Origin of the sequence: Psychrobacter sp. APC 3279 (assembly GCF_030407795.1) — a bacterium.
Lineage (GTDB): Bacteria > Pseudomonadota > Gammaproteobacteria > Pseudomonadales > Moraxellaceae > Psychrobacter.
This window is the reverse complement of record NZ_JASDCR010000006.1, coordinates 41555-65071: the sequence shown is the minus strand read 5'-3', so window position 1 is coordinate 65071 and position 23517 is coordinate 41555. Positions and strand designations below refer to the sequence as shown.

Genomic DNA, 23517 nt, shown 5'->3' with positions numbered 1-23517 from the left:
GCTGAATAAAAAATGCGAAAAGTACGTAAGTGAATAAGCTAACTATAATTATTTTTTGTCTTGCCACTTACTATCTTATAAATATGTCGAATGATTTATTAATCTTTAGATGCTCGGTTCTAAGTCTCTTAAGTACTAGTATTAACGGTCTAGTAAGTAATTGACAAATAAATGACAATAATGGCTACTAATATGAAACAGTTGTCGATAACTATCAAGAGCCAAAATGCTACGCTCTGTCGATGATATGTATCAAACATAATTGTTTGCAGGTTTTCTATATATATTCGGAACACACAAACAGCTACTATTAAAAGCTAGCCAAAAGGGGCAAGGCAGCTTTCGGCATAAGACAAAGTGTCGTTACGTCCGACAATGATGTGATCGACAAGCGAGATATCCAATAGGTCGCAGGCTTTTTTTAGCTCATAGGTCAGTAAGTTATCTGCGGTCGATGGCTTGGCATCGGTATGAGGATGATTGTGAGCGATGATAAGTTGGCTAGCAGCGTGGCTTAGTGCATGCCGCAGTACGTGCTTGATGCAAACGGAACATGATGAGATGCCACCCGTGAATAATATCTCAAAGTCTAAAAGGTTGAGGGCATTATCCAGACAGAGTACCGCAAATACTTCACGGTGCTCACCGCGCAACTGAGTACTGATATAGTCTTTGACTGCTTGTGAACGTCCTAGTGCTTGCCCAGTTTTGAGTTGGCTGTCCAGATAGCGCGTACCCATCTCAAGTGAGGCTAATATTTGGGCGTACTTTGCAGGACCTATACCATGGCAGGCAAGAACTGTCTGTTGAGGGGCGGCCAATAGCTCGGCTAAGCTACCAAACTGATCGATCAAATGCCGCGCTAACTCGATCGCTGATTGAGACTGAGTACCCGTGCGCAAAAATATGGCCAGTATCTCGGCGTCAGACAAATGAGCTGCACCAAATTTTAAAAGTTTTTCGCGAGGCCTGTCATCCTCATGCCAGTCTTTGATCGCCATTGTCACTCCTTGAAAATGGGTTGATACTCGTTATCTAAGATAGATACGGAAAATCTTACCCAATTTATCTCATAATTGTTACTATAAGCGCAATTTTATCTTTTCACTTTTTTGTTGATGCCACGCTTATGTCCAATATTGTGCTTGCTATTACTGGCGGTATCGCCGCTTATAAATCTGCTATATTTGCCCGCTTGTTAGTTAAGGCAGGCTTTGATGTGCGCGTTATCATGACGACAGGCGCACAAGCATTTATCACACCGCTGACGCTACAAGCGTTGACTGGTAACGAAGTGCATGTCTCGTTGCTTGATGAGCAAGCAGAGGCAGGCATGGGGCATATTGAGCTGGCTAAGTGGGCCGACTTAATCGTGATTGCACCTGCTTCAGCCAATACGCTTGCGCGTCTGACCATGGGTATGGCTGATGATCTATTGACCACAGTGTGTCTTGCCACTACTGCGCCCGTCATTATTGCTCCTGCCATGAATCAGCAGATGTGGGCGCATCCAGCAGTCAATCTAAACGTGCAAACATTGCGCGATATGAATTATCAAATTATCCAGCCAGCTAGTGGTGAGCAAGCGTGCGGTGATGTCGGAGCAGGGCGATTGCCTGAGCCTGAGCAATTATTAGATGAGGTTTTACTGTTCATAGCGATGAACACAACGCCGCAATTGCTGGCAGGCAAAAGAGTGGTCATTACCGCAGGTCCCACCGTAGAAGCGATTGATCCTGTACGTTATTTATCTAACCACTCTTCAGGAAAAATGGGCTTTTCATTGGCGCGCGCCTGTGTGGCTGCTGGTGCAGACGTTGTCTTAATCGCTGGTGGTAAAGTGGCATTGCCCACGCCGCTTAATGTCACACGGATCGATGTGCTGTCTGCTGAAGATATGCTGATAGCGGCGCAGCAATGTGTAGATGGCACGCATAGCGAGCTTCAATTGGTCTTTGAAGATGAGCACGACCATTTTCATGATCACACGCATGGTCATTCTCATAACCATTCCCATTCTGAAGAGCATTATCATGGCGACTGTGGTTGCGGTGATGACGATGTAAGCGACCATGACCATAATGACTTGCTACATTCTCATGATGACAACCAATTTGTAAAAGCAGATATCTTTATCGCGACCGCAGCCGTGGCAGATTATCGTACAGAAGAAGCCGCACCGCAAAAAATCAAAAAGACACAAGATGCCATGACGCTCAGTCTGGTTAAAAACCCTGATATTCTAGCGACGATTTCTCTTGCGCATCCAGAGCTATTTGTCGTTGGTTTTGCAGCAGAGACGCAAGATGTTGAGCGTTATGCCCGTGGTAAGTTGGTCGCAAAAGACTTGGATATGATTGCCTGTAATGATGTCTCACGCGCAGATATCGGTTTTGCTAGTGATGACAATGCGATGCAGGTGTTTTTCTCTGAGCGCTATGAGCGTGACGCGGTAACACTTGAGAAGACCAGTAAATATAAAATTGCTGAGCAACTGGCTAGCATTATTGGTCAAGCAATCGGTCAACGTAAAGATAGTTAGAGCTACAGGCGCTAAATCTGATAGCTAGTGTGTAGATACAGACGCTGAGCCTCAAATGGTGTGACCGATATGATGAATATAGCTGGTAACGATAGCACTCAGATGCTAGTGCTGACAGTCATTTTTGCGCTTGCTTCACTGCTACATGGTATTAGCGGACTTGGTGCAACGCTAGTGACGACCACTGCGCTTGCTAGTATGTACCCATTGCAACACGCCATTGTGTTAGTGATTTTTCCTTCGCTAGTCGTTAATGTGATGACCTGGCTAGTAGGCGGTGAACGAACTATTTGGCAAAACTTTATCTACTACGGCAGACGCTATTGGTTGCTTGCGCTTACTAGCTTACTAGGTAGCATTTTAGGTGCGAAACTATTGCTATGGGTCGATAGCGCTTATATTCTTTTATTGTTGGCCGCGGTCATTGCTTTCTACGTTGTGAGTAGTTTACTCGGCAAACAAATCCGTCTACCAAACACCAAGCCTATGTTAATTACCGTTGGCTTTGGTGCAGGCGTGATTGGCGGCTCGACCAATGCGATGTCGACCATCCTGATGATGTATCTACTGTCTGCCAGTGACGATAAAAACACCATCGCCAAAGTCGGTAACATGTGCTATTTTTTAGGAAAAATTGCTCAAATTATCGTGTTACGTGAGCCTATCATGGCACTGAGCAGTGGTGAGTGGCAGCTGATTACTTTTTTGAGTGTGCTGTCTATAGTGACTCTTTTGGTTGGAATCCGTTTACGTCGATATTTACCGCAAGCGCGTTTTCGTCAGCTTATTTTATTAATCTTAATCGTGCTTGGAATACGTGTGGGTTGGCAAGGCATTACCGCATTGTTATAGCTAAACTATACAAGCCATTCCAATTCTGAAATCGCCTTCACCTTTCAGCGATATTTTATTAGACCAATTCTTCAAAAAATATCTGCTGTGCCAATCGAAACGTATTGCAGTGCGCTTCCACCACGTCTTCGATATCTTCTGAATAGCCGCCACCCATCACGATAGCGACAGGGATATTGGCGGCTTTTGCTTGCTGCAGAACATATTCATCACGCGCCTTGCATCCTGCTTGTGTCAAACCAAGTTTGCCGAGCTTATCAGTAGCGAGCACGTCGACAGCAGACTGATAAAAAATCATATCTGGCGCAACCTCAGCGATTAAGCGTGGCAGTGTATCTTCTAGTATCTGTAAATACTCTGCATCACCGGTATCATTGTCTAGCTCAATATCTAAGTCTGATACTTGCTTACGAAATGGGTAGTTCTTTGCACCATGCATGCTAAAGACAAAAACGCGTGGCTCATCTGCCATGATACTGGCGTTGCCATTGCCTTGATGAACATCTAAATCGATAATTAAAATCTTTTGTGCCTGTCCACGATTTAGCAATAAGTTGCTAGCGATACAAACATCATTAAATACGCAAAACCCTTCTCCATGACCAGCAAAAGAGTGATGGGTGCCGCCTGCAACATTCATAGCCACGCCATATTGCTGAGCATATAGCGCGCACTCATACGTTGCATGAGCAATATAACGTCCGCGCTCGACCAACTGCGGTGTCATCTCAAATCCGATCGCACGAGCAGCCTTGCGCGGTAGTGTTTGGGTGTTAAGCTGATACCAGTATTCTGCGGTATGCGTGGTCAAAATCTCATCTTCGCTCAAGCGAGCAGGGGCAAAGAAGTTATCTTGGCTGATCGTTCCTTCTGCCAGTAGACGCTCAGGAATCATAATGTACTTCTGCATGGGGAAGCGGTGTTTTTCTGGCACGGAATATCGAAAAACGTCAGAGTAGGCAATTTTTAGCATAAGATTTCTAGCTTAGTATTGATGGTTTTTGGATAGAAAAATAAAGGGACAAGTATCCGCTATCGTCGACTATAACTTGACTGAAAAACCAGTTTATCGAATGAACTGAGCTGTTGAACAAACTGAGTTATCGAACAAACTGAGCTGTTGAACAAACTGAGTTATCGAACAAACTGAGTTATTGAACAGACTGAGTCGGTAAAAAGAACGTGCGCGCGTCTGACTGTTGACGTAGCTCTACAAGTAGCGTTTGCATGTCTTCAGCAGGGTCTTGATTATTAACCAAGTTGCCAAATAGCTCGTTGGCGACCGTGGTCATCGCAACCACGCTTTGTAATAAATGCTCAATAATCTCATTATCTATACCAACTGCTTCGACATCGATAGCATTTTTGTAGCGTATCTCACCATCGTTGACATCCATCTCTAGATTACCGACTAGCATGTCATAGTTGATTTGGGTGATAAGTAGCATTGCGGCACTTTGATGAGTGTCTGGTATCAAAAATGGCAAGATGCCATAGATGGCCAGTAGTTTGTTTTTTTCTTGCACCCGAAACAGATAGCCACAGTTTATTTGCTTATGACGCATTCTCAAGGATAAATGATGCGACTTTTGGCTGTCGTTGGTTTTGGGTCGATAATGCGTGTAGTGCCACTGCTTGTCATTGAAGTATTGCTTTAAGCAGTCGACGATAGGCATGTCACTTTGGTTTTGAGGTTCTGCATTTGCGCTATCGGTTTTTAAGTTATCGGTTTTGAGTTGAGGTGTATCTGCTTGTGCTTGTGCTTGTGCTTGTGCTTGAGGGTTATCCTGTTCATTGCCTTGTTTCGCCTCTAACTCATGAGAGATATCAGCTGATATATTTTTTGTATTATTAATCTCGCCGTCAGCAAGTGATGCACGCCCTTGCTCGCTTGCACCATCGATGACTGACTGCGGTGCGGAAGCAGTCAGTAACCGTTTGATCTTTTGCCACAAGCTGAGTTTATTGCGTTGACTCATAATAGTATGCTTACAAGTAAGGGTTATAAATTAATCGTGAGTGAATGCCAAACCTTCTTTGATAGCAGGCTGTGCATAGAACGCTGCTAGCATCTCACGAATATGAGCCGTAAACCAAGGTGTCGCAATCGCATCGTACACGATAGGCAGTAGAGCGGTGCTACATTGCTTCATGGCCGCTTCGTCAATGTGCAAACTCGCGGCGACGGTAGCCATCGTGTCAGACTGATGATTGGCATACCAAGTGTCAATGCTTGCCGTTACCAAGCTGTGCAGATACGGTGACAGTCGCAGGCGATTGTAGCTTTGTTGGATACTGGCTTCGATATGGTCAATGCTACTATTATCAGGCTCATCGCTTAAATAGGTTTGCAGCTCGCTGATCGGTTGGTCTTTGATGCGATCCCAGCCCATAACCATCAGGCGCGCCACCTCTTCGTTTGACAAGTGTTCCTGCGCATTGGCTTCAGCTTTGCGCGTCAAATCTTTGATATTGCGATGCAAGTAGGTTTGCAGTTTTTCATCGAGGTTTCTGTTGGTCGCCTTTTCAAAAGAGCTGCGCCCAAGCTTCATCAATTTACCAACGCCACCTGCTTTATCGAGGGTGCTTTCCATAAAGTCGTTGATAGCGTGATAAAGTGTTTGGGTCAATAGATCTGCAAAGGTTTCGTTACCGACCAGCGTATGAATCAATATGTTACGCTGCTGCTCATGGCTACCGATATAGTTGGCCAGCGTTTCGACTTGGGCATCATCGACCAGCTCAGACAAAGGTACGTTGTCATTGACTGGATGATAAATAACAGTGTGCAAAATAGCACGGATATCGGTACGCATCACCTCAGTCATCGGCTGATTTAACAGCCAGTCTTTCATCAGCTGTTGTAAATGGTCACAGGTAATATATTTGCTTAAAGGCTGCGCACCAAACCATTGCCAAGCTTCCATCGCTAGTGGCTCAGCTTGATTGTGCAACCACTGCTGCATAAAGTTAACTTGAGCATCAATCAAGCTATCTACTGTCAAACGGCTGGCTGATGGCTCTTTTGACAAATTAGTGTCTGCGTTGTCATTGTTAGTGTCTGCATCAGGCATTTGTGTTTGGCTATCTTGTGAAGTCGGCATAGGTTTTGAAGTCATATTTTAAAGTCGTATTTTTTTGAGGTTGTACTTTTTGAAGTCAGAGTAATCGACAATTTGTTATACTGTGTGTTTGTAGCGAGCATAGGGTATTATGCCACGAACATTGCCTTTGTTTGTGATGAATATTGACTGCTGCTTGATAAATAACCAGAGGTTTTGATGACGGTTTTGGATACGCCTTTACTTGCACTTGAGGAGCTGACGGTTCAGCGCGGTGAGATATCGCTGTGCGAAGGCGTTGCGTTGCAGCTATCTGCGGGTAGTATTTGCCATCTAATCGGGGCAAATGGGACGGGAAAGACCACGTTACTCATGCAGTTGGCTGGATTGTTACCTGTTTTGTCAGGTGAAGTTACTTATCAAGGACAATCGTGCCTGCCCATCCAGCCTTTATATGTCTCGCACCAGTTAGGCATCCATCCGAATTTGACAGTAGCACAAAACCTGACGTTTCTACTGAACTTATATGGCATCACGCCTCGCGCTGTTGACATTGACGATGCACTCACATGGGTTGGACTACAAGGGTTTGAAACGATCAGCTCAAGTCATCTATCAGCTGGGCAAACGCGGCGCATCACGCTGGCACGATTGTACTTGTTAACTCCTGACGTGACACCGCTTTGGTTACTTGATGAACCTTTCACGGCATTAGATGTCGATATGGTGGCACGTATGGAAGAGCGATTACGCGAATTTGCACAGGCTGGCGGGTCTATACTAATGACCAGTCATCAGGCAGTCGGTGTCGCCAATCAGGTGCTCGATTTGTCAAATCATATGGTATAAGTTTGATTGCTATCAGTACCATCAGTATATGTGCAAGGACAAATAATGACAGACAGTCCAATACAAGTAGGATCAGTAGCAGCCATGAATAAAAGTCCAAATGCTATTGTCGCAGTGCCTCGCAGTATTGGCTTCCTGCAGCTATGGCGACGTGAATGGCAAGTCAAGCAGCAAGGAGCGGTACAATGGTTGTATCCATTAGTGCTGTTCTTAGTGATTATCACTTTGTTTCCGCTGGCAGTCGGTAGTGAACCTGCGTTATTACAGCGTCTGGGCGTATCAGCAGTGTGGATTGCTGCATTGCTGTCACTGGTAATGGGCGTTGATGGATTATTCAAGCCTGCGCTTGATAATGGTACGCTTGCGCAATTGGTCGTGGCCAAAGCGTCACTACCGCTATGGGTGCTGATTAGACTGGTCATTCATTGGATTTTTAGTAGTGGTATTGTGGCGGCGCTAAGTTTGCTTGCCGTGCCGTTGTTTCAGCTTAGTTGGTTTGAAGCGTGGATATTGATGGCTTCTATCGTGACAGGTAGTCCAATGCTCCTAATGCTATCCGCGATTGCCAGTAGCTTGACGCTATCGTTAAAGAATGGGGCAGTATTAGTTCCCTTGATTGCTTTACCGATGCAGTTGCCAGTATTGATTTTTGCTACAGGTGCGGTTGATTTATTTGCCTCTGGGCTGAACGGTTTGCCTATTCTAGCCTTATTACTAGCAGGAAGTATTGTTTCTGTCCTAGTTATGCCTTGGGTGATTGCTACAACTTTAAAAATGTCATGGCTCAATTAAACGATTTGCGTTTTGTAATCCTAAAGTCCAGATTTCGAAATTTGATTATCTAAACCCAGTTATATAAACCTAACCATCTAAATTCAGTCATCGAAATCTAGTTATCTGCACCACATGTATTAACATCGTGGTGAAAACCGGCAATTTTGCTATAATAGTCAATTGAATACGTAAACAGCTCTTTGTAGATTCTATCCAGTGTTTAACGCCAGCAGGTGAGTTGATAGTGGTGCTTTTATAGACCGCATCCTTTATCGCCAGTAAGCTGTGTAATAGGTTTCTTCCCATGCCCAACCTGAATAACGTCTCATCCCCTAGCTTGTGGCAGCGCATTTGGCAGGGTTTCTTGACCACTGTGGGTACCAAGCAGTTTTTTCGTATCTTTAGCCCTTGGGTCAAGTGGTTAGCGATATTAGCCGGTCTCTGTTTGCTCATTGGTAGCGTATGGGGCCTTGCTTTTGCACCGCCTGATTATCTTCAGGGCAATAGCTATCGCATTATCTTTATCCATGTTCCAGCGGCCAGTCTTGCCATTTCTATCTATTTTTCTCTCGCAGTCTTGGGGGTGATCTATTTGGTTTGGAAGATTAAGACGGCCAGTTTGGTCGCGCAGGCACTTGCCCCAATGGGCTTTTTGCTATGTGTCATTAGTTTGCTTACCGGCTCTATCTGGGCAAAGCCAACATGGGGTACTTACTGGGTATGGGACGCACGCCTTACGTCAATGTTGATATTAGCGTTTTTGTACGCGGGCGTGATGGCACTGTTTGCTGCTTTTGAGCATACGGCCAATCGCGGTAAAGCGGCCGCTATTTTATCTATCGTGGGTGCAGTGAACCTGCCTATTATCAAGTACTCAGTAGAGTGGTGGAATACCTTGCACCAAGGCGCGACCTTTAGTTTGACAGCTGCGCCGAAGATGTCGGCAGATATGTGGATGCCTTTGCTACTGATGATTATTGGCAGCTATTTACTGGTTGCGACATTAGCGATTTATCGTACCAACACGCTGATTTTATACCGTGATCAAGGCAAAGCGTGGGTTAAAGAATACATTCGTGGTCAACACAAATAACGGCTAGGAAAATACTATGCAGCCTTACTTTTATAGCGTATCTGAGTTTTTCGCCATGGGTAAGCATGGGGTTTTTGTGTGGTCGTGCTGGGCGATAACGATTGGCGTGATGTTGGCATTTATTATTTATAGCCGCAAACAACGACAGTCACTTATCAAACAGCTGACCATTCAGCAAGCGCGTCAAGCACAGCGAACCACCAAAACCTCAACGCCTGTAACCAAACAAGCTGAATAAAAATCATCTTAATATCAGAGTTTTAGCGTAAGAAACCGTATCCTTTTACTGACAAAAATATGACCTTGCAAGTAGCGATAGGGCTTATTGATTTGTCTGAAAAATGCTACCATATAGCGATTAGAAGAGTACGATTAGAAAGACATTTTTAGAACGTTTTTCTAATGGTAGTTTCTTCAAAATTTTCTGTTTTGTAGATTGATTATGATTTATAAAACAGTGACTCATTAATGGGGTAGTGGTATGAATGCAGTTCGTCGGAAAAAACTGACGTGGGTTATGTTTACGCTGGCAGGTGCGGCAGTAGCAGTTATGTTGGTTATCTATGCCATCGGGCAGCAAACTGACTACTACTTTGATGCAACTGCTATTGCCCAAGGTGAAGCGCCTCAAGACAAACGTATTCGTGCTGGTGGTATGGTGGTTGCCGGTAGTGTGCAGCGTGCAGCAGACAATCCATTAAATGTTGAGTTTTCGATTACTGATTTTCAATCAACCGTGCCAGTGACTTATCAAGGTATTCTGCCAGACCTATTTGCTGAAAATTCAGGCGTCGTGGCCACGGGTAAAATGCAGGGCGATACTTTCGTTGCTGGAGAAGTATTGGCTAAGCATGACGAAAACTATATGCCACCAGAAGTTGCCAAATCTATGAAAGAAAACAATCGTACTGGAGCGATACCTACTTCTGAACAGTATAATCCTGCTGAAAAAATTCATGAGACCGAAACGCTGCAACAGTAATAATTGTGAGTTTCCATAACATATAAAAAAAGCCACCGATAATCGGTGGCTTTTTATTGAGCTCTGTTTAGCTAATCAGCTAATCGTACTTATTAACCCTGTTAGTCATCCCATACTGGGCTATAGTCAGGATGTTCAATTTTACGACCATCAGAGCTTGCTAAGTTACCGATTTTTTCTAACTCGTCTGCACTTAACTCAACTTTGATGGCATCTAGATTGCCTTGCAAGTGATCAGGGTTAGACGTTTTTGGAATAGCCACACGATGCTTGTCTGATAAGATCCATGCTAATGAGATTTGTGCTGGTGTTACGTTGTGCTTATCCGCAATCTCTTTGATAACATCATTGTCGAATACATCGCCACGAGCGAGTGGTGAGTAAGCTTCTAGCAAAATGTGATGATTATTCAAAAAGGTCTGCAATGTGTTTTGCTTAATGAACGGATGGAACTCTACTTGGTTCACGACGATAGGCACATCAGCATATTTCTTGGCCTCAATAATATTAGCGATATTGAAGTTTGAAACACCAATATGACGCGTCAAACCTTGCTTTTGTAATTCACACAATGCAGGTATGGTCTCAGATAATGGTACGCGGTCATCAGGCCAATGTAATAGCAACAGATCGACATAATCTGTACCCAAATCTTCCAAAGAACGTTTCGCCGCTGCGACCAGTTTTTCTGGCTCAAACTTCATATCATCTGGAAAAATCTTGGTAGTCAAAAAGAACTTATCGCGAGCCACGCCTGACTGTCTGATACCTTCGCCAACTTCTTTTTCATTGCCATAAGCTTGAGCGGTATCGATATGCTCATAACCCATTTCTAACGCTTTTTTGACCACATCTACGCAATCTTGCCCAGTTGACTGCCAAGTACCTAGGCCTAGGATGGGGATATTTGCTTGGCCAGCGGTACGAATATTATAGTTTTTAGCGCTCATATTATTATCCTTGTTATGTGTATCTTATAGTTTTCATTCGTTTTAAATGTCATCAATAGTATGGTCTAACGAGTAAATCACTATTGAGCCTGTCCACTATAGGAAAAACCAAGGACAAGTGGAAGAGTGAGTGACGGTTTCCTACAAAGGGCAAACAGGCTGTAACGTGATTTTTGATAGTTATTTGATGCTCAGTTAGTCTTTTGATAGCTGTATCGGAAGATAGCAATTCCAAAATCAAAGACAAAAAAACGCCCATCATTCTAAGTAATGGGCGTTTCTATCAATCATAACACCTGAAAAACTAGGTACTTTTGATTTAAAGTCTTATTGAGCAGCAGCTTCTGCAGTTTCTGGAGCGTCAGCGCTTTCAGTTTTAGCTGCGGTATCAATGCTTGCACTAGTGTCAGAACCCCAGATTTTTGGGTACTTGTAGCCAGGGAAGGTTTCGTGAGCATACTTTTTGAAGGCTTCTGAATTATAAGCGTTGGTGACATCTTCAACCCATTTCTTACCAGTATCAGCAGATTTGATCGCTGACCAGTTCACATAAGCAAAGCTTGGCTCTTGGAACAATGCTTCGGTCAGCTTGATGCCAGAGTCAGTTGCATAGTTACCGTTGATTACTGCAAAGTCAACTTCATCACGCGCGCGTGGTAATTGAGCCGCTTCTAGCTCAACGATATCGATATCGTATTTGCTGTTGTCAGCGATGTCAGCTTTTGATGCAGTCAATGGGTCGATACCGTCTTTTAGTTTAATCCAGCCAAGATCGTTCATCATGACCAACGCACGAGCAAAGTTACTTGGATCATTCGGCGCAGAAACACTCATGCCTTTGAAGGCTTCATCTAGGCTAGATTTTTTACCTGAGTAGATACCAAGCGGGGCAGTTGGTACTTGGAATACTTCAACAAGATCAAGGTTGTTCTCTTTTTTGAAGGTATCAAGATATGGCTTGTGCTGGAAAATGTTGATGTCCAAGTCGCCTTCTGCCAAGGCAAGGTTAGGACGAACATAATCAGTAAATGCAACTAACTCAACCTCATAACCCTGAGCTTCAAGTGTGCCTTTTACTTGGTTACGAACCATATCAGCAAAATCACCTTCAGTCGTACCGATAACAATTTTGGTGTGTTCAGGATCGATGTCACTAGTACTCGCAGTCGTTTCTGCAGTGGTACCTTCGGTTACTGGCTCTTGGTTCGCTTCTGGCGCTGATGAGTTGTTGCAACCGACTAAGACCAAACCTGATACGCCAACAGCGGCAAATGCGGTAGCTAACTGACGGCTGATATCTGTTAATTTCATAATATGTCCTTAATAATGAATAAAATTGAGTAAAGCGTTTATCGTCTGAACATTAAAAAAGCAACATTATAAATAGTAATGCTGCTTTTGTTGTAAGAGCTGAGATAAGGGTTGAGTGTTGCCAAAAATAAACCTAGTCGCTCGTAAAGTCAAGTATTCTCTAAAGCGGCTTAACGTTTGTCTAAACGATTGGCGAGCCAGTTACCAGAGGCTTGAATCGAGACGACCATGATGGATAGTACAATCACGATAAAAATCATTACCTCAGTTTGATAGCGATAATAGCCATAACGAATGGCTAAATCACCCAAACCGCCACCACCGATCATACCAGCGGCAGCTGAATAAGAGAGCAAGCTGATACAAAGAATAGTGACCGACAATACTAAACCTGAGCGCGCTTCATTTAGTAGTACTTTAATAATGGTAAAAGGACGTGCACCCATCGATTCGGTTGCTTCGATAATACCGCGCGGCACTTCGCGTAAATTTTGCTCGACCAAACGCGCAAAATAAAACGAACCAGCGATAGCAAGTACGAGGGATGCAGCAATTGGTCCGATACCCGTACCAACGATGGCCTTGGTAAACGGACTCATCGCAATCATCAAAATTACGAAAGGGAAAGCACGCATAAAGTTGGTAATACCGCCAAGCACACCGTACAACGTCTTGTTTTGCAAAAACTGTCGATCACTAGACAAAAACAAGAATACGCCAAACAGTCCACCGATGACGATTGCGACTGTGGTCGAAATACCGAGCATCACAAACGTATCAATAAACGCGCTCACGATCTCTTTGCGTAATACAAGTAGCTTGTCTATAGAGGCGGATAATTCAGTACCAGTTAACATATCTATTTCTCCTGCCTCATTAGTCCTCGACGACTAAGCCTTTGCCAATCGGGGTGGTTGCTTGAATCAGACCGTCTCGCACATCCGCAACTTCTAATAGTTGTCCTTGGTGCAATAATGCTGCGCGATCGCAAAGTCTACGAATAACACTCATCTCATGGGTCACGATGACGATAGTCACGCCAAGCTGCTCATTGATATCGCGCAGACAAGTCAGCAAACTACGGGTCGTTGCAGGGTCAAGCGCACTGGTTGGCTCATCGGCCAACAATACTTTCGGACTAGGGGCAATCGCGCGGGCAATACCCACACGCTGTTTTTGTCCGCCTGATAGCTGCGCAGGATAGTGACCAGCACGATCAGTCAAATCAACAATCGCAAGACAATCCATGACGCGCTTATGAATGTCGCGGCTAGGATAGCCTGACACTTTTAAATTAAATGCTACGTTGTCAAAAACCGTTTGATTAGACATCAGATTAAACTGCTGAAAAATCATACCGATATTGTGACGGGCAATGCGCAGCTCACTGGCAGACAGCGTGGTTAGGTCAGTACCGTCTATCACGACTTGACCCGAATCTGGACGTTCAAGCATGTTGATTAGGCGCAATAAGGTAGATTTACCTGCACCTGAATAGCCCATTAAACCAAAGATTTCGCCTTGTTTGATAGTCAGAGATGTCGGCTCAACAGCGGTAAACCAATGTGGTTTGCCGTCTTTGTCTTTGATTGATCGGTCGCTTAAAAAACTTTTGGTCACATCGTTTAAGACAATCATGTCATTCATGGAGGGCTCAAAATTTAATAAATTTTTTAATGGTTAAAAACGCGTCATCAGGTCTCTTTCAATATGTAAGAAGCTTGTCAAAACGACAACAGTCAATAACCGTATAATAAGGGGCGGTAATATAGCATATTATCAGGTACTTTGGATATGCACATACGTGTCCGGCTTATGATTAATAGCTATTAAGAATAAGCGGTTAAAATGGCAAGTATGAAGGCGACAGCGTGATAGCTATCTATATAACGATGAGGATTGATTACTCGTGATAGTTGTAATGAGGATCATGATGAATTGGGATGGTCACCAAAAATCTAGTATGACCATTTAGCGTATCTGTAATAATACGTCCTTGATGGGCGGTAACGATTTGTGAGACTAACGATAACCCTAGTCCAGAGCCTTTGTTTTTTTGCTGTAAACGTACAAATGGGCTAAAGACTTCTTCTCGCTTACCTTCAGGGATACCAGTGCCTTCGTCAATTACCGCCAGCACAGCATATTTTGGCAGAGGACGTTCGGGCTCAGTTTTGGCTTTTTTCATATGCTTAGCAAACAAACCTTCTTTACGCACGACTGCGCCTGAGTTTTCACTGTTTGAGTTGTTAGATTTGGCGTCATCTTTTGTATTATTTGAGCCGTTATTTTTAGTAGCAGTATCAGTAATAGATTTATCTGATTTTTGAGCACTATTATTGACGAGAGTGCCAGTATTCTCGCTTTCTACGTTGCTTATAGAGCTTGTTGATGCTACTTCAGTCATGCCAGCGTTATCAGTATTATTAATCCTATTAGCATCGTTAGCAAGATTAGTAGAATCTGGAACAGCTCTCCAAATAACTTTCTTAATTCTGTCAGTCAACTCACTGGTAAAGCTGTAATAGTCAGCAAGTAGTGATGTTTCGCCAGTAGTAGGTTGGGGTTTGCTGGCACTGTCTATTAAGCTGTCATCTGAAAGGCTATTATCAATACTGACTTCATCATTGCTCTCGTTGTTTTCATTGCGAGCAGCTATATCTTCACCGTTTTTGTAGATAGTCGGCGTCGGTAGCTCTGCTATTGAATCAGTCGTTTCGGATTTATTTTTATCAACCGAACTAGTAGCTTCATGTTTAGCGGTTTGGTGTTCAATTACTTTGGCATCAGCGTTTTCTTCATAATCGTCGAAGTCTAAACTGTTGTAATCGACAAAACTGCTGCATAGCACTGTTTGTAATAGATAGTCAGGTACAGTTCCAGCTTCTTCTATGCTTTGAACACCGTATAGCAATACCGTAACAGGCGGCTTGCCATGTAGCATAGCGTTGGTAAGTAAGTTACGAATCAAATGAGTCAACATTGATGATTGACCGTCTATCACGATGTGCTCACCAATCAGCGTAGCTTCAGGATAGTGCTGACGTTCTTGATTTACCAGATCATACAAATCTAGGTTTTCAACTTGCTGTAAAGCATGACCTGCATCCAGACGGCTAACCAGTAATATGCTTTCTACTAAGTCATTAAGACCTGACAAGTCTCTATTAATGGCTTGTGCCCGTTTATCGAACTTTGCTTTGGTATCAGTTGGCAGCGCACCAGCCAACATATCCATCATTTCAATCTGTAGACGGATACGTGTAATCGGTGTGCGTAGCTCATGAGAGGCATGTGCCAGTAGCAAGTTATTGGCATCAATTAAGTGTTCAATTTTTTGTGCCGCTTGGTTGAATCCACGCGCTAATGCAGCGATTTCATCATTACCACGCGCATTCACACGCACCGTAAAATCACCATCACCCAATTGAGTCATTTGCTGGCTCAACTGATCAATACGCCATGTCATCGTCCGTGCAATCAACCACAGTACACCTGCCATAATGAGCAAGAGTAGTAGCGTACCAGTGAACAAATTCAGGGCTGCAGAAAGAACAGGTTTTTTAGGCGTTAGACGTGATTCATACAGTAAGGTATAACCTGTACTGCTATACACTTGAGCTTGCTTAGTAGGTGATGTATCTGCAAGTGATGGAAAAACACGTGAGAACAAAGAAGGAGTAGGGGGAAGCTCTAGGGGTAGGTCGCTATTGTCGGTTTGCATGAGCAGTCGACCTTCACTGTCATACAATCCCATTTTCGCTTGCAGTGATTCGTCAAAAATATCGAAGCTTTTCTTAACGACAGCCAGCATAAAACGCGACTGTAAACGGTTGTCTTTGCTGATGGAAATATTCAATTCGTGCAAGAATGGATCGATTTGACCCAAAATCTGTGTGGCTAATATCTCTGAGCGAATACCAGCGTCTTTGTCATGAACAAGTTGTGTCAACAGCACCATTGCTACAGCAAATAACGTAAGTGCCAGCATAACGCTGGCAAATAGTTTGGCAAATACGGAACGAAAACCCAATTGCTGCATTAAACGATCTCTATTATTAAACGCTTGTACCGACTCATAGTATAGAGTTTACACCATGAGTCAGCTAATTAGGTATCCTTTACGATTACACCTGATCAGTGGCAAATTGATAGCCGACGCCGCGTACGGTAATAATACGTTTTGGCTGGCGTGGATTGTCTTCAATCAAAGCACGTAGACGCGAAATATGTACATCAATTGCACGGTCAATGTTATCTGAGCTGTCATCATTTGGCATCGCTTGCCAAAGTTGCTCACGATTCAACACCTTGCCAGAGTGAGTGGCAAAGTAGTGTAACAACTGAAACTGATGCGTGGTTAGACGTACCGGTTGGTCATCGATGGTGACTTCATGACTATCAGGGAACACACTCAAACGGCCAAAGGTTAAGCTGTCTGATTGGCTATCGGCTTGATTTGGTTGCTCATGACGACGAATAACCGCACGGATGCGAGCTAAAAGCTCACGTGGCTCAAAAGGCTTGGCGATATAATCGTCAGCACCCATCTCTAGCCCCAACACGCGATCGGTTGTGTCGCCTTTTGCGGTCAGCATGATAATAGGTACTTTATTGGTCATGTTGTTTTTGTTGCCACGAATCTTCTGACATACTTGCATACCGTCCATATCAGGTAGCATGAGATCCAATACAACCAAATCAATATCGCGCTCTTTGGTGTCTAATAAGTCGAGACCTTCTTGACCAAGACCAGCATGATGCACATCATAATAGTTCATGGTCAAATAATCGCTGATCAGCTCAGCCAAATCTGGATCGTCTTCAATCAATAAAATCTGTTTACTCATGGGATGTCCTCTAATTGTTATTGTGATTTATAAAAGTATAACGTTTCTGGTAATGATGAGCTGTCGGTAATGATAAATAGTTAAACTATTAAGCCTCTACGTTTTCAAATATACAGAATAGCGCATAATTAAATATGAGTCGTATTTCAATACTCGGATAATGCTATATATAGTAGGGTCATATTGCCTAATTATGCTGTTACAAAACAAGAGAAGCTTTGTTAATGTTTCTACGCAATGTAACTGTCAGCATAAGCTATTATGACACAATAACTTTTTTTCCTTTAGAATCAACAGGTAAGTCCGCCAAACAAATTAAGCTATCATTGCTCACACCAGCTATTAAATACTGCTGCGTAGTAGGATCGTATTCAACTACTTCAATAGGTTGGCGTGTTAAACGCTGATCTTGACCGATTATCCAAACATTCGCAGTCAATGGTTGTAGCGGCATATAAGGAGGAGTTTGCAACTCTGTTAGGTCAACATCGTGTAGCGCGCGCCTAGGTACGATAGTACCGACATCTATTTGACCATAATTGACGCGCCCTGTGACTTTCATATTTGGCAATAATTTATCACGACTTACTTCATTATCGATGACATTAACATAGACCAAGAGCTTTTTGGGCTGACTGGTAGATACCAGTTTACTGACCTGTCCCGTAAACTTGTCTGAGATACCTTCGGCGGTAAAATTGACCGTTTGGCCAACTGAGAGCTGTGGTTTTGCTTGTATAGGCAGGGTAGCCATAAAGTGCAGCTTGGTTTCGTCACTGATCTGTAGTAGAGACGCGCGCGCCGCTAGCTGTTGTCCTGCATCAGCAGATAAGCTTTCTACTCGCCCCGAAAAGCTGGCATGAATGGTAATCGAATTATACGAGGTATCTTGTTTAGCCGTATTAATGTCTGCATTTTGATTAGTGATGTTGCTATCAGTATCTATCGCAGAATTTGCTTCTAACGTTTTATCATTATTAGTCTTTCTTGCAACAGCAATGTCTGCGTCTGGCGCAGCTTGTGCAGATTTAGCATCAGAGTTTTGCATATTTTCTGGAGTGTTCTGATTAGCATCCCCTGATTCTAAATTACCTTGTTCAGGCTTTTTCAAACCTTCAGCTTTGCTAGCAGTACCTATACGTCTAAAAACTAGCAATGGCGTGCCTTTTTCTACCCATTGACCTTCACTAACTAGTGTCTCTTCTACACGAATGGGATGTACCGCAACAAATGTGGTCTGCTTGATAGGTTCGATATTACCTTGTAATCCGAGACTCGGCTGATACCTTGAAGGTTTTATACTCAAGATATGTTCTGGCGTCATGGTGACACTGTCACTTGTGATGATAAGAGGCGTGTCTGCGGTTTCTTCAGTATCAGTAACGGCTGATTCATTTATAGGTGACGGCTGACAAGCAGCGATAAATAGTATGGTGAATAAATAGATGCTTTTTCTTAAATGTCTAGAAGCTGTCATAGCAGTCACCATTGTAATCGTCATATCATTATATAGTGAATTGTAACTCGGTGGAACGACTGTAAGATATTTACTAAACTTAAGAAAGTTGATGAATCGAATATTAAGAAGAGTTGAAGTTATACCTTTAATAAATAAAAACAGCTATTTGTGATACTAATGAGTTCGAACATAATTTTGCTAATTACTGGAAAATCAATAATAACTATGCTAAAACAAACACTATAAAATGCATTGATACATTTTTATTACAAATGAAAATTATTCAGTAATATCATTGCCAGTTATATACAATGCAAAAATATAATAACGCTATCTTTAATTCAAATTTCAATCTATTTATATACCAAAAATTGGATTTATTGTTAATTAGAATACTTATTAGATTTGAATTTTTTATCAGATATTCGCAGGGTAAGTTAACTTATCCAAGGCACTTAAATAACGCTAGATTTTGTAAGATTAATAATAATAAAGTGCGTATAGTACGCTATATTGATACCACGATTAGTCAGTAGGCATCAATTGTAGAAGATTCGCTGTTATCACAAATTTCAACGCAGACAATGCAAATGCAGGTACTTATATCGATCTGACAAGAAGTGATATAAAAGTTTAAAATAGCCAAGCAAATTTTGTATTGTTAGATAGCGTTACGAACAAATAGTCGTTTACAGGACAATGAGAATGGAAAATAATTTTGAAGGTTTAAAAGTAATGGTAATTGATGATTCAAAAACCATTCGCCGTACTGCAGAAACTTTATTACAAAAAGCGGGCTGTGAAGTAGTGACCGCTATCGATGGTTTTGATGCGTTAGCAAAGATTGTAGATAACAATCCAGATATTATTTTTGTCGACATTATGATGCCACGTCTAGATGGGTATCAGACCTGTGCGCTGATAAAAAACAACCCTGATTATGCTAATAAACCTGTAATCATGTTGTCATCTAAAGATGGTCTATTTGATAAGGCGCGTGGTCGTATTGTGGGTTCTGATGAGTATCTGACCAAGCCATTTAGCAAAGATGAGCTTTTTGATGCCATTAATCAGTACCGTTAATCGAATAAATATAGACTTACAGGGAGTGATTGATATTATCGCTCCAGATTATTCAATACTGAATAATTATGATTAAAGAATGGCCACCAGTAGATTTATAAGTGCTATTTTTAATCATTTTATCTGAACCATATATCAATATATCTTCACAGATATTTTAGAACTTAAAGGAACCTCCTATGACTACCGTTTTAGTCATTGACGACTCGCCATCAGAAATGGCGAAATTTCGCGATATGCTTGCCAAAAATAACTTTCAAGTGTTGGAAGCGACCAATGGTGAGCAGGGTTGCCAGATGGCAGCTGAACATTTACCAGATGTGATTTTGATGGATGTGGTCATGCCTGAAATGAATGGTTTTCAGGCCACGCGCAAGATTACTCGCGGTAAAACCACTGCTCATATCCCTGTCATTATGATCAGTACCAAAAACCAAGAAACAGATAGAGTTTGGGGCAAGCGTCAAGGCGCTAAAGAATATATGAACAAGCCAGTTGATGAAAGTGGATTGGTCAATATGATTCGCAAAGTGATGGAGTAACTTGTGGCTTCTAGAGGATTTATCGAGCTTCTGCGTTTAGCAGATTTGGCACGCGCGCGCAAAAGCGGTCGCCGCGGTGGCCAAGAGTTTGATTGGCAAGGTGTGGTATTTGAAATTGGTGGGCAGCGCTTAGTTGCCCCTATGGGTCAGGTATCAGAGGTATTATCTATGCCAGAATATACTAGCCTACCTCTAGTAAAGCCATGGATGCTAGGTATTGCCAACATTCGTGGGCGACTCTTACCTTTGACGGATCTGTCTCATTTTTTACAAGTACCTAGTCGCTTGACACAAATGAGCCAACGAAAAGTTATCGTCATTGATTATGACAATAACTTTTCAGGACTGCTGGTGGATCAAGTACTTGGTATCGAACAGTTTACACAAGAACAGTATCGTCCAGAAGCCATAGATCCAGAGTCGCCATTCGCGCCTTATAATCATGGCAAGTTTTTCAAAAATGACCAAGACTGGTATGTATTTATGCCAAGTTTGCTCGCACAGGATCCTCAGTATTCAGATGCTGCGATATAGCTATTAACTATACAATACCTGTTTATTGAGTAACGACAGAATAATAGCGACTGACATAATAGGGTTCGATGTCAGCATTTATACAGGCTTTGCTAATCATTGTTTAGATAACAATACGATTGTCAAAGTCAGCCACAATTAGACTTTGATGACTGTTTGAAAGGAAGACGCAAGATGAGTGATGTGATAAAAAAACCTGTAGCTGGTATGGCTAAAACATCAGCAGATGGCAAAGACTCTGATAGTACTTGGAAGCTATTGTTAGGATTTTTTGTTCTATTAAGTTTGGCTTGTCTGATTTGGCTAGTTAACTCGCTATCATCGGTAAGTCAGTATTTCGATAGTTTCAATCAATCCGTTATCTTGCCAGCGGCTGTATTTGCAATCGGCGCATTGGGGATTCTGTTTGCTTTGTACCAGCTACTGAAAAATCGTGGTGGATCAGAGCGATCGCTTATTGAAAAAGAAACCTTGCGTCGTCGCCAAGAAGCAGAAGCTGAGTCTGAGCGAGCGCGTCAAATTCAAGAAGAAAACGAACGTAACCAGATCGCTATTTTACGTCTGCTTGATGAGTTGGGTGATTTGGCAGAAGGTGATTTGACCGTTAATGCGACTGTATCAGAAGACTTTACAGGGGCGATTGCTGATTCAGTCAACTTTGCAATTGACCAATTACGACAGCTGGTACTGGTTATTAACAGCACTGCTGACCGCGTATCGCAGTCTTCAGATCAAACGCAGATGAATGCTGTTGAACTGGCTGAAGCTTCTGAACACCAAGCACAAGAAATTGCTGGAGTATCAGCCGCTATTAATGAGATGACTGTCTCAATTGATCAGGTTTCAAACAACGCTGCAGAATCGGCAACGGTTGCCCAGCGTTCAGTTGCTATCTCTCACAATGGAGCAGAAGTTGTACAGCGCTCTATTGAGGGTATGAACGTTATTCGTGATCAGATTCAAGAAACATCAAAACGTATTAAGCGCCTTGGTGAGTCTTCGCAAGAGATTGGTGATATTGTTGGACTAATTAACGATATTGCTGACCAGACCAACGTTTTGGCATTGAACGCCGCTATTCAGGCATCGATGGCAGGGGAAGCAGGCCGAGGTTTTGCGGTTGTTGCTGATGAAGTACAGCGTCTGGCTGAGCGTTCAGCGAACGCTACTAAGCAGATTGAAACATTGGTAAAAACCATTCATGCCGATACCAACGAAGCGGTTATGTCGATGGAATCAACAACTTCTGAAGTTGTACGCGGTGCACGCTTAGCAAAAGATGCGGGTGAAGCACTAGAAGAGGTACAGAGCGTTTCTAATACTTTGGCTGATTTGATTCAAAACATCTCGAACGCTGCATTACAACAGGCTGAGTCTGCGGGTCATATTTCTCACACCATGAATATCATTCAAGATATTACCTCACAAACTTCTTCTGGAACGATGGCAACAGCCCGTTCTATTGGTGAGCTAAGTGAAATGGCAGCAGCACTACAGGAATCGGTAACAGGCTTTAAGGTATCGAACGACGACGAGCTAGTAGATTATGAAGTGTTGGATACGGAAGGCGCATTGAAAGAAAGCGTTTAGTGATTAATTACTCTTTTAGATCAAGATTGATAGCATTTGATTTTTCTGCATATTGAATAAATTTGCTGCTGTAAAAATGATAAAAAGAAGCCGTAATCATAGCAGGTGATTTGTCTAGCATAGATGGTGTTAATTAGCTAAACCATCTGCTTAATACAGTTGAGCTGACATTAGGTAATACTTTGATGAAAGTCGATAGTTTGGATGTGCAGCGATGGCAGAAGTACATAGAGCAAGAGACTGGATTTGTGCTGCCAGACATACAGCTACAGTGGCTGGCTAATGCAATCGACTGTACGGCGCTGTCGAACGGATTGAGTGTTCAACAATTATGGTATCAACTATCGAAAAACGATGGATTGCATCAGCAGTTGTTAGACAAAGTACTCATTCATGAGAGTCGCTTCTTTAGACATAGACCCTCTATCGACTTTGTCACAGAGTATGCACTGCAGCATCGTAAAGCAGGCAACATTGATAGTTTGTTTCGTATTTGGAGTGTTGGCTGCGCAAGTGGACAAGAAGCTTGGTCACTGGCTATGAGCTTAGCCGCACAGAAATGTCAAGACTATGCCATATTAGGGACAGATATCAGCGAAGAGGCTATTAAAAGTGCACGATTGGGGCAATACGATAACAGGCAGCAAACTTTAATTCCACAATCGTGTCAGCCGTTTGTTCAGCCGCTGCCATCTAAAGATATATTAAGCAGATTGAAATCTGACACACCAGAAGCGGCTAATATTATGCAGGAGAATTGGCAGGTAGCACCCGTATTGCAGCCACATGTCCATTTTTCTGTACACAATATCATTGAAAAAAAACCACCCACTACGCATCTTCAGAATGTGATTATTTGCCAAAACATGCTGCTATATTTTCGTAAATTTGATCAGCGTGATATTTTGGCACGGTTATCAGAGCAGTGCGCGTTAGAGGGATATATTATATTGGCTCCAGGTGAGGCGTTGTTCTGGCGTCCTTCAAATATGCGCCGCATTGCGCACCCACAGGTTAATGTGTGGCAAAAAATTAGTGCCTAAA

The 23517-nt window shown here is 42.8% G+C and carries 21 protein-coding genes and 2 pseudogenes; 12 read left to right on the top strand and 11 right to left on the bottom strand.

The features are described from left to right. Nucleotides 1-317: 317 nt before the first annotated feature. The gene (radC, locus tag QL898_RS04360) at nucleotides 318-1001 is read right to left on the bottom strand and encodes a DNA repair protein RadC (RefSeq protein ID WP_201570725.1); all 684 of its coding nucleotides are present in this window, start codon (nucleotides 999-1001) and stop codon (nucleotides 318-320) included. Nucleotides 1002-1129: 128 nt separating this feature from the next. Here radC and coaBC point away from each other — a divergent pair. Next, nucleotides 1130-2497, top strand: a pseudogene (coaBC, locus tag QL898_RS04355) (bifunctional phosphopantothenoylcysteine decarboxylase/phosphopantothenate--cysteine ligase CoaBC); the annotation flags it as partial. Between the two features lie 114 nt (nucleotides 2498-2611). Further along, the gene (locus QL898_RS04350) at nucleotides 2612-3394 is read left to right on the top strand and encodes a sulfite exporter TauE/SafE family protein (RefSeq protein WP_290175930.1); all 783 of its coding nucleotides are present in this window, start codon (nucleotides 2612-2614) and stop codon (nucleotides 3392-3394) included. A 58-nt stretch (nucleotides 3395-3452) separates the two neighbouring features. Here QL898_RS04350 and QL898_RS04345 read toward each other — a convergent pair whose 3' ends face one another. The 3 genes from QL898_RS04345 to QL898_RS04335 all read right to left on the bottom strand — a co-directional run bounded on the left by QL898_RS04345 (nucleotide 3453) and on the right by QL898_RS04335 (nucleotide 6513). Beyond that, nucleotides 3453-4367 carry a histone deacetylase gene (locus tag QL898_RS04345; RefSeq protein WP_290175929.1) on the bottom strand — a complete coding sequence of 305 codons (915 nt, stop codon included), beginning with the start codon at nucleotides 4365-4367 and terminating at the stop codon, nucleotides 3453-3455. A gap of 178 nt (nucleotides 4368-4545) precedes the next feature. Beyond that, nucleotides 4546-5373 carry a YbjN domain-containing protein gene (locus QL898_RS04340; RefSeq protein ID WP_290175928.1) on the bottom strand — a complete coding sequence of 276 codons (828 nt, stop codon included), beginning with the start codon at nucleotides 5371-5373 and terminating at the stop codon, nucleotides 4546-4548. 30 nt (nucleotides 5374-5403) lie between these two features. Next, a complete protein-coding gene (locus tag QL898_RS04335; RefSeq protein ID WP_290175927.1) occupies nucleotides 5404-6513 on the bottom strand; it encodes a hypothetical protein in 1110 nt (369 codons plus the stop codon). Nucleotides 6514-6675: 162 nt separating this feature from the next. Here QL898_RS04335 and ccmA point away from each other — a divergent pair, with 162 nt between their 5' ends. From ccmA to ccmE, 5 genes are all read left to right on the top strand, one after another. Then, a complete protein-coding gene (gene ccmA / locus QL898_RS04330) occupies nucleotides 6676-7305 on the top strand; it encodes a heme ABC exporter ATP-binding protein CcmA (RefSeq protein WP_290175926.1) in 630 nt (209 codons plus the stop codon). Between the two features lie 84 nt (nucleotides 7306-7389). Next, on the top strand, nucleotides 7390-8097 hold the full coding sequence (locus tag QL898_RS04325; RefSeq protein ID WP_160023583.1) for a heme exporter protein CcmB: 708 nt from the start codon (nucleotides 7390-7392) through the stop codon (nucleotides 8095-8097). Between the two features lie 286 nt (nucleotides 8098-8383). Continuing rightward, nucleotides 8384-9172, top strand: a complete 789-nt coding sequence (ccmC, locus tag QL898_RS04320) for a heme ABC transporter permease CcmC (RefSeq protein WP_290175925.1) — start codon at nucleotides 8384-8386, stop codon at nucleotides 9170-9172. Nucleotides 9173-9188: 16 nt separating this feature from the next. Continuing rightward, nucleotides 9189-9410: a heme exporter protein CcmD gene (gene ccmD, locus QL898_RS04315; protein ID WP_057761592.1), complete on the top strand. Its 222-nt coding sequence runs from the start codon at nucleotides 9189-9191 to the stop codon at nucleotides 9408-9410. Nucleotides 9411-9653: 243 nt separating this feature from the next. Then, nucleotides 9654-10154 (top strand): cytochrome c maturation protein CcmE, encoded by a 501-nt coding sequence (gene ccmE / locus QL898_RS04310; protein ID WP_290175924.1) that lies wholly within the window; start codon nucleotides 9654-9656, stop codon nucleotides 10152-10154. 101 nt (nucleotides 10155-10255) lie between these two features. Here ccmE and QL898_RS04305 read toward each other — a convergent pair whose 3' ends face one another. From QL898_RS04305 to QL898_RS04275, 7 genes are all read right to left on the bottom strand, one after another. Next, nucleotides 10256-11104, bottom strand: coding sequence for an aldo/keto reductase (locus QL898_RS04305; RefSeq protein ID WP_290175923.1), 849 nt, complete (start codon nucleotides 11102-11104; stop codon nucleotides 10256-10258). Between the two features lie 327 nt (nucleotides 11105-11431). Then, nucleotides 11432-12415: a MetQ/NlpA family ABC transporter substrate-binding protein gene (locus tag QL898_RS04300; RefSeq protein ID WP_290175922.1), complete on the bottom strand. Its 984-nt coding sequence runs from the start codon at nucleotides 12413-12415 to the stop codon at nucleotides 11432-11434. 170 nt (nucleotides 12416-12585) lie between these two features. Then, a complete protein-coding gene (locus QL898_RS04295; protein ID WP_057761583.1) occupies nucleotides 12586-13272 on the bottom strand; it encodes a methionine ABC transporter permease in 687 nt (228 codons plus the stop codon). A 19-nt stretch (nucleotides 13273-13291) separates the two neighbouring features. Then, a complete protein-coding gene (locus QL898_RS04290) occupies nucleotides 13292-14062 on the bottom strand; it encodes a methionine ABC transporter ATP-binding protein (protein WP_290175921.1) in 771 nt (256 codons plus the stop codon). A 256-nt stretch (nucleotides 14063-14318) separates the two neighbouring features. Beyond that, complete coding sequence (locus QL898_RS04285; protein ID WP_290175920.1) at nucleotides 14319-16457, bottom strand: sensor histidine kinase; 2139 nt, start codon at nucleotides 16455-16457, stop codon at nucleotides 14319-14321. 85 nt (nucleotides 16458-16542) lie between these two features. Then, nucleotides 16543-17265 (bottom strand): response regulator transcription factor, encoded by a 723-nt coding sequence (locus QL898_RS04280; protein WP_057761578.1) that lies wholly within the window; start codon nucleotides 17263-17265, stop codon nucleotides 16543-16545. Nucleotides 17266-17524: 259 nt separating this feature from the next. After that, nucleotides 17525-18742, bottom strand: a complete 1218-nt coding sequence (locus QL898_RS04275; RefSeq protein ID WP_290175919.1) for an HlyD family efflux transporter periplasmic adaptor subunit — start codon at nucleotides 18740-18742, stop codon at nucleotides 17525-17527. 687 nt (nucleotides 18743-19429) lie between these two features. Here QL898_RS04275 and pilG point away from each other — a divergent pair. The 5 genes and pseudogenes from pilG (at nucleotide 19430) to QL898_RS04250 (ending at nucleotide 23516) form a co-directional block, all read left to right on the top strand. After that, nucleotides 19430-19807, top strand: a complete 378-nt coding sequence (gene pilG, locus QL898_RS04270) for a twitching motility response regulator PilG (RefSeq protein WP_057761576.1) — start codon at nucleotides 19430-19432, stop codon at nucleotides 19805-19807. A 179-nt stretch (nucleotides 19808-19986) separates the two neighbouring features. Continuing rightward, nucleotides 19987-20349, top strand: a complete 363-nt coding sequence (locus QL898_RS04265; protein WP_057761573.1) for a response regulator — start codon at nucleotides 19987-19989, stop codon at nucleotides 20347-20349. Between the two features lie 3 nt (nucleotides 20350-20352). Then, nucleotides 20353-20883, top strand: coding sequence for a chemotaxis protein CheW (locus tag QL898_RS04260; RefSeq protein WP_160022438.1), 531 nt, complete (start codon nucleotides 20353-20355; stop codon nucleotides 20881-20883). Between the two features lie 492 nt (nucleotides 20884-21375). After that, nucleotides 21376-22473 (top strand): annotated as a pseudogene (locus tag QL898_RS04255) (methyl-accepting chemotaxis protein); the annotation flags it as partial. 185 nt (nucleotides 22474-22658) lie between these two features. Next, nucleotides 22659-23516, top strand: coding sequence for a CheR family methyltransferase (locus QL898_RS04250; protein WP_290175917.1), 858 nt, complete (start codon nucleotides 22659-22661; stop codon nucleotides 23514-23516). Nucleotide 23517: the final 1 nt, after the last annotated feature.

Coding starts and splice junctions, on each gene's coding strand:
- QL898_RS04295 (WP_057761583.1), bottom strand. CDS start 13,272: ATGTTAACTGGTACTGAATTATCCGCCTCTATAGACAAGCTACTTGTA.
- ccmE (WP_290175924.1), top strand. CDS start 9,654: ATGAATGCAGTTCGTCGGAAAAAACTGACGTGGGTTATGTTTACGCTG.
- pilG (WP_057761576.1), top strand. CDS start 19,430: ATGGAAAATAATTTTGAAGGTTTAAAAGTAATGGTAATTGATGATTCA.
- ccmD (WP_057761592.1), top strand. CDS start 9,189: ATGCAGCCTTACTTTTATAGCGTATCTGAGTTTTTCGCCATGGGTAAG.
- QL898_RS04300 (WP_290175922.1), bottom strand. CDS start 12,415: ATGAAATTAACAGATATCAGCCGTCAGTTAGCTACCGCATTTGCCGCT.
- QL898_RS04265 (WP_057761573.1), top strand. CDS start 19,987: ATGACTACCGTTTTAGTCATTGACGACTCGCCATCAGAAATGGCGAAA.
- QL898_RS04345 (WP_290175929.1), bottom strand. CDS start 4,367: ATGCTAAAAATTGCCTACTCTGACGTTTTTCGATATTCCGTGCCAGAA.
- QL898_RS04305 (WP_290175923.1), bottom strand. CDS start 11,104: ATGAGCGCTAAAAACTATAATATTCGTACCGCTGGCCAAGCAAATATC.
- QL898_RS04335 (WP_290175927.1), bottom strand. CDS start 6,513: ATGACTTCAAAACCTATGCCGACTTCACAAGATAGCCAAACACAAATG.
- QL898_RS04275 (WP_290175919.1), bottom strand. CDS start 18,742: ATGACAGCTTCTAGACATTTAAGAAAAAGCATCTATTTATTCACCATA.
- QL898_RS04280 (WP_057761578.1), bottom strand. CDS start 17,265: ATGAGTAAACAGATTTTATTGATTGAAGACGATCCAGATTTGGCTGAG.
- ccmC (WP_290175925.1), top strand. CDS start 8,384: ATGCCCAACCTGAATAACGTCTCATCCCCTAGCTTGTGGCAGCGCATT.
- QL898_RS04340 (WP_290175928.1), bottom strand. CDS start 5,373: ATGAGTCAACGCAATAAACTCAGCTTGTGGCAAAAGATCAAACGGTTA.
- ccmA (WP_290175926.1), top strand. CDS start 6,676: ATGACGGTTTTGGATACGCCTTTACTTGCACTTGAGGAGCTGACGGTT.
- QL898_RS04250 (WP_290175917.1), top strand. CDS start 22,659: ATGAAAGTCGATAGTTTGGATGTGCAGCGATGGCAGAAGTACATAGAG.
- radC (WP_201570725.1), bottom strand. CDS start 1,001: ATGGCGATCAAAGACTGGCATGAGGATGACAGGCCTCGCGAAAAACTT.
- QL898_RS04350 (WP_290175930.1), top strand. CDS start 2,612: ATGATGAATATAGCTGGTAACGATAGCACTCAGATGCTAGTGCTGACA.
- QL898_RS04325 (WP_160023583.1), top strand. CDS start 7,390: ATGAATAAAAGTCCAAATGCTATTGTCGCAGTGCCTCGCAGTATTGGC.
- QL898_RS04290 (WP_290175921.1), bottom strand. CDS start 14,062: ATGAATGACATGATTGTCTTAAACGATGTGACCAAAAGTTTTTTAAGC.
- QL898_RS04285 (WP_290175920.1), bottom strand. CDS start 16,457: ATGCAGCAATTGGGTTTTCGTTCCGTATTTGCCAAACTATTTGCCAGC.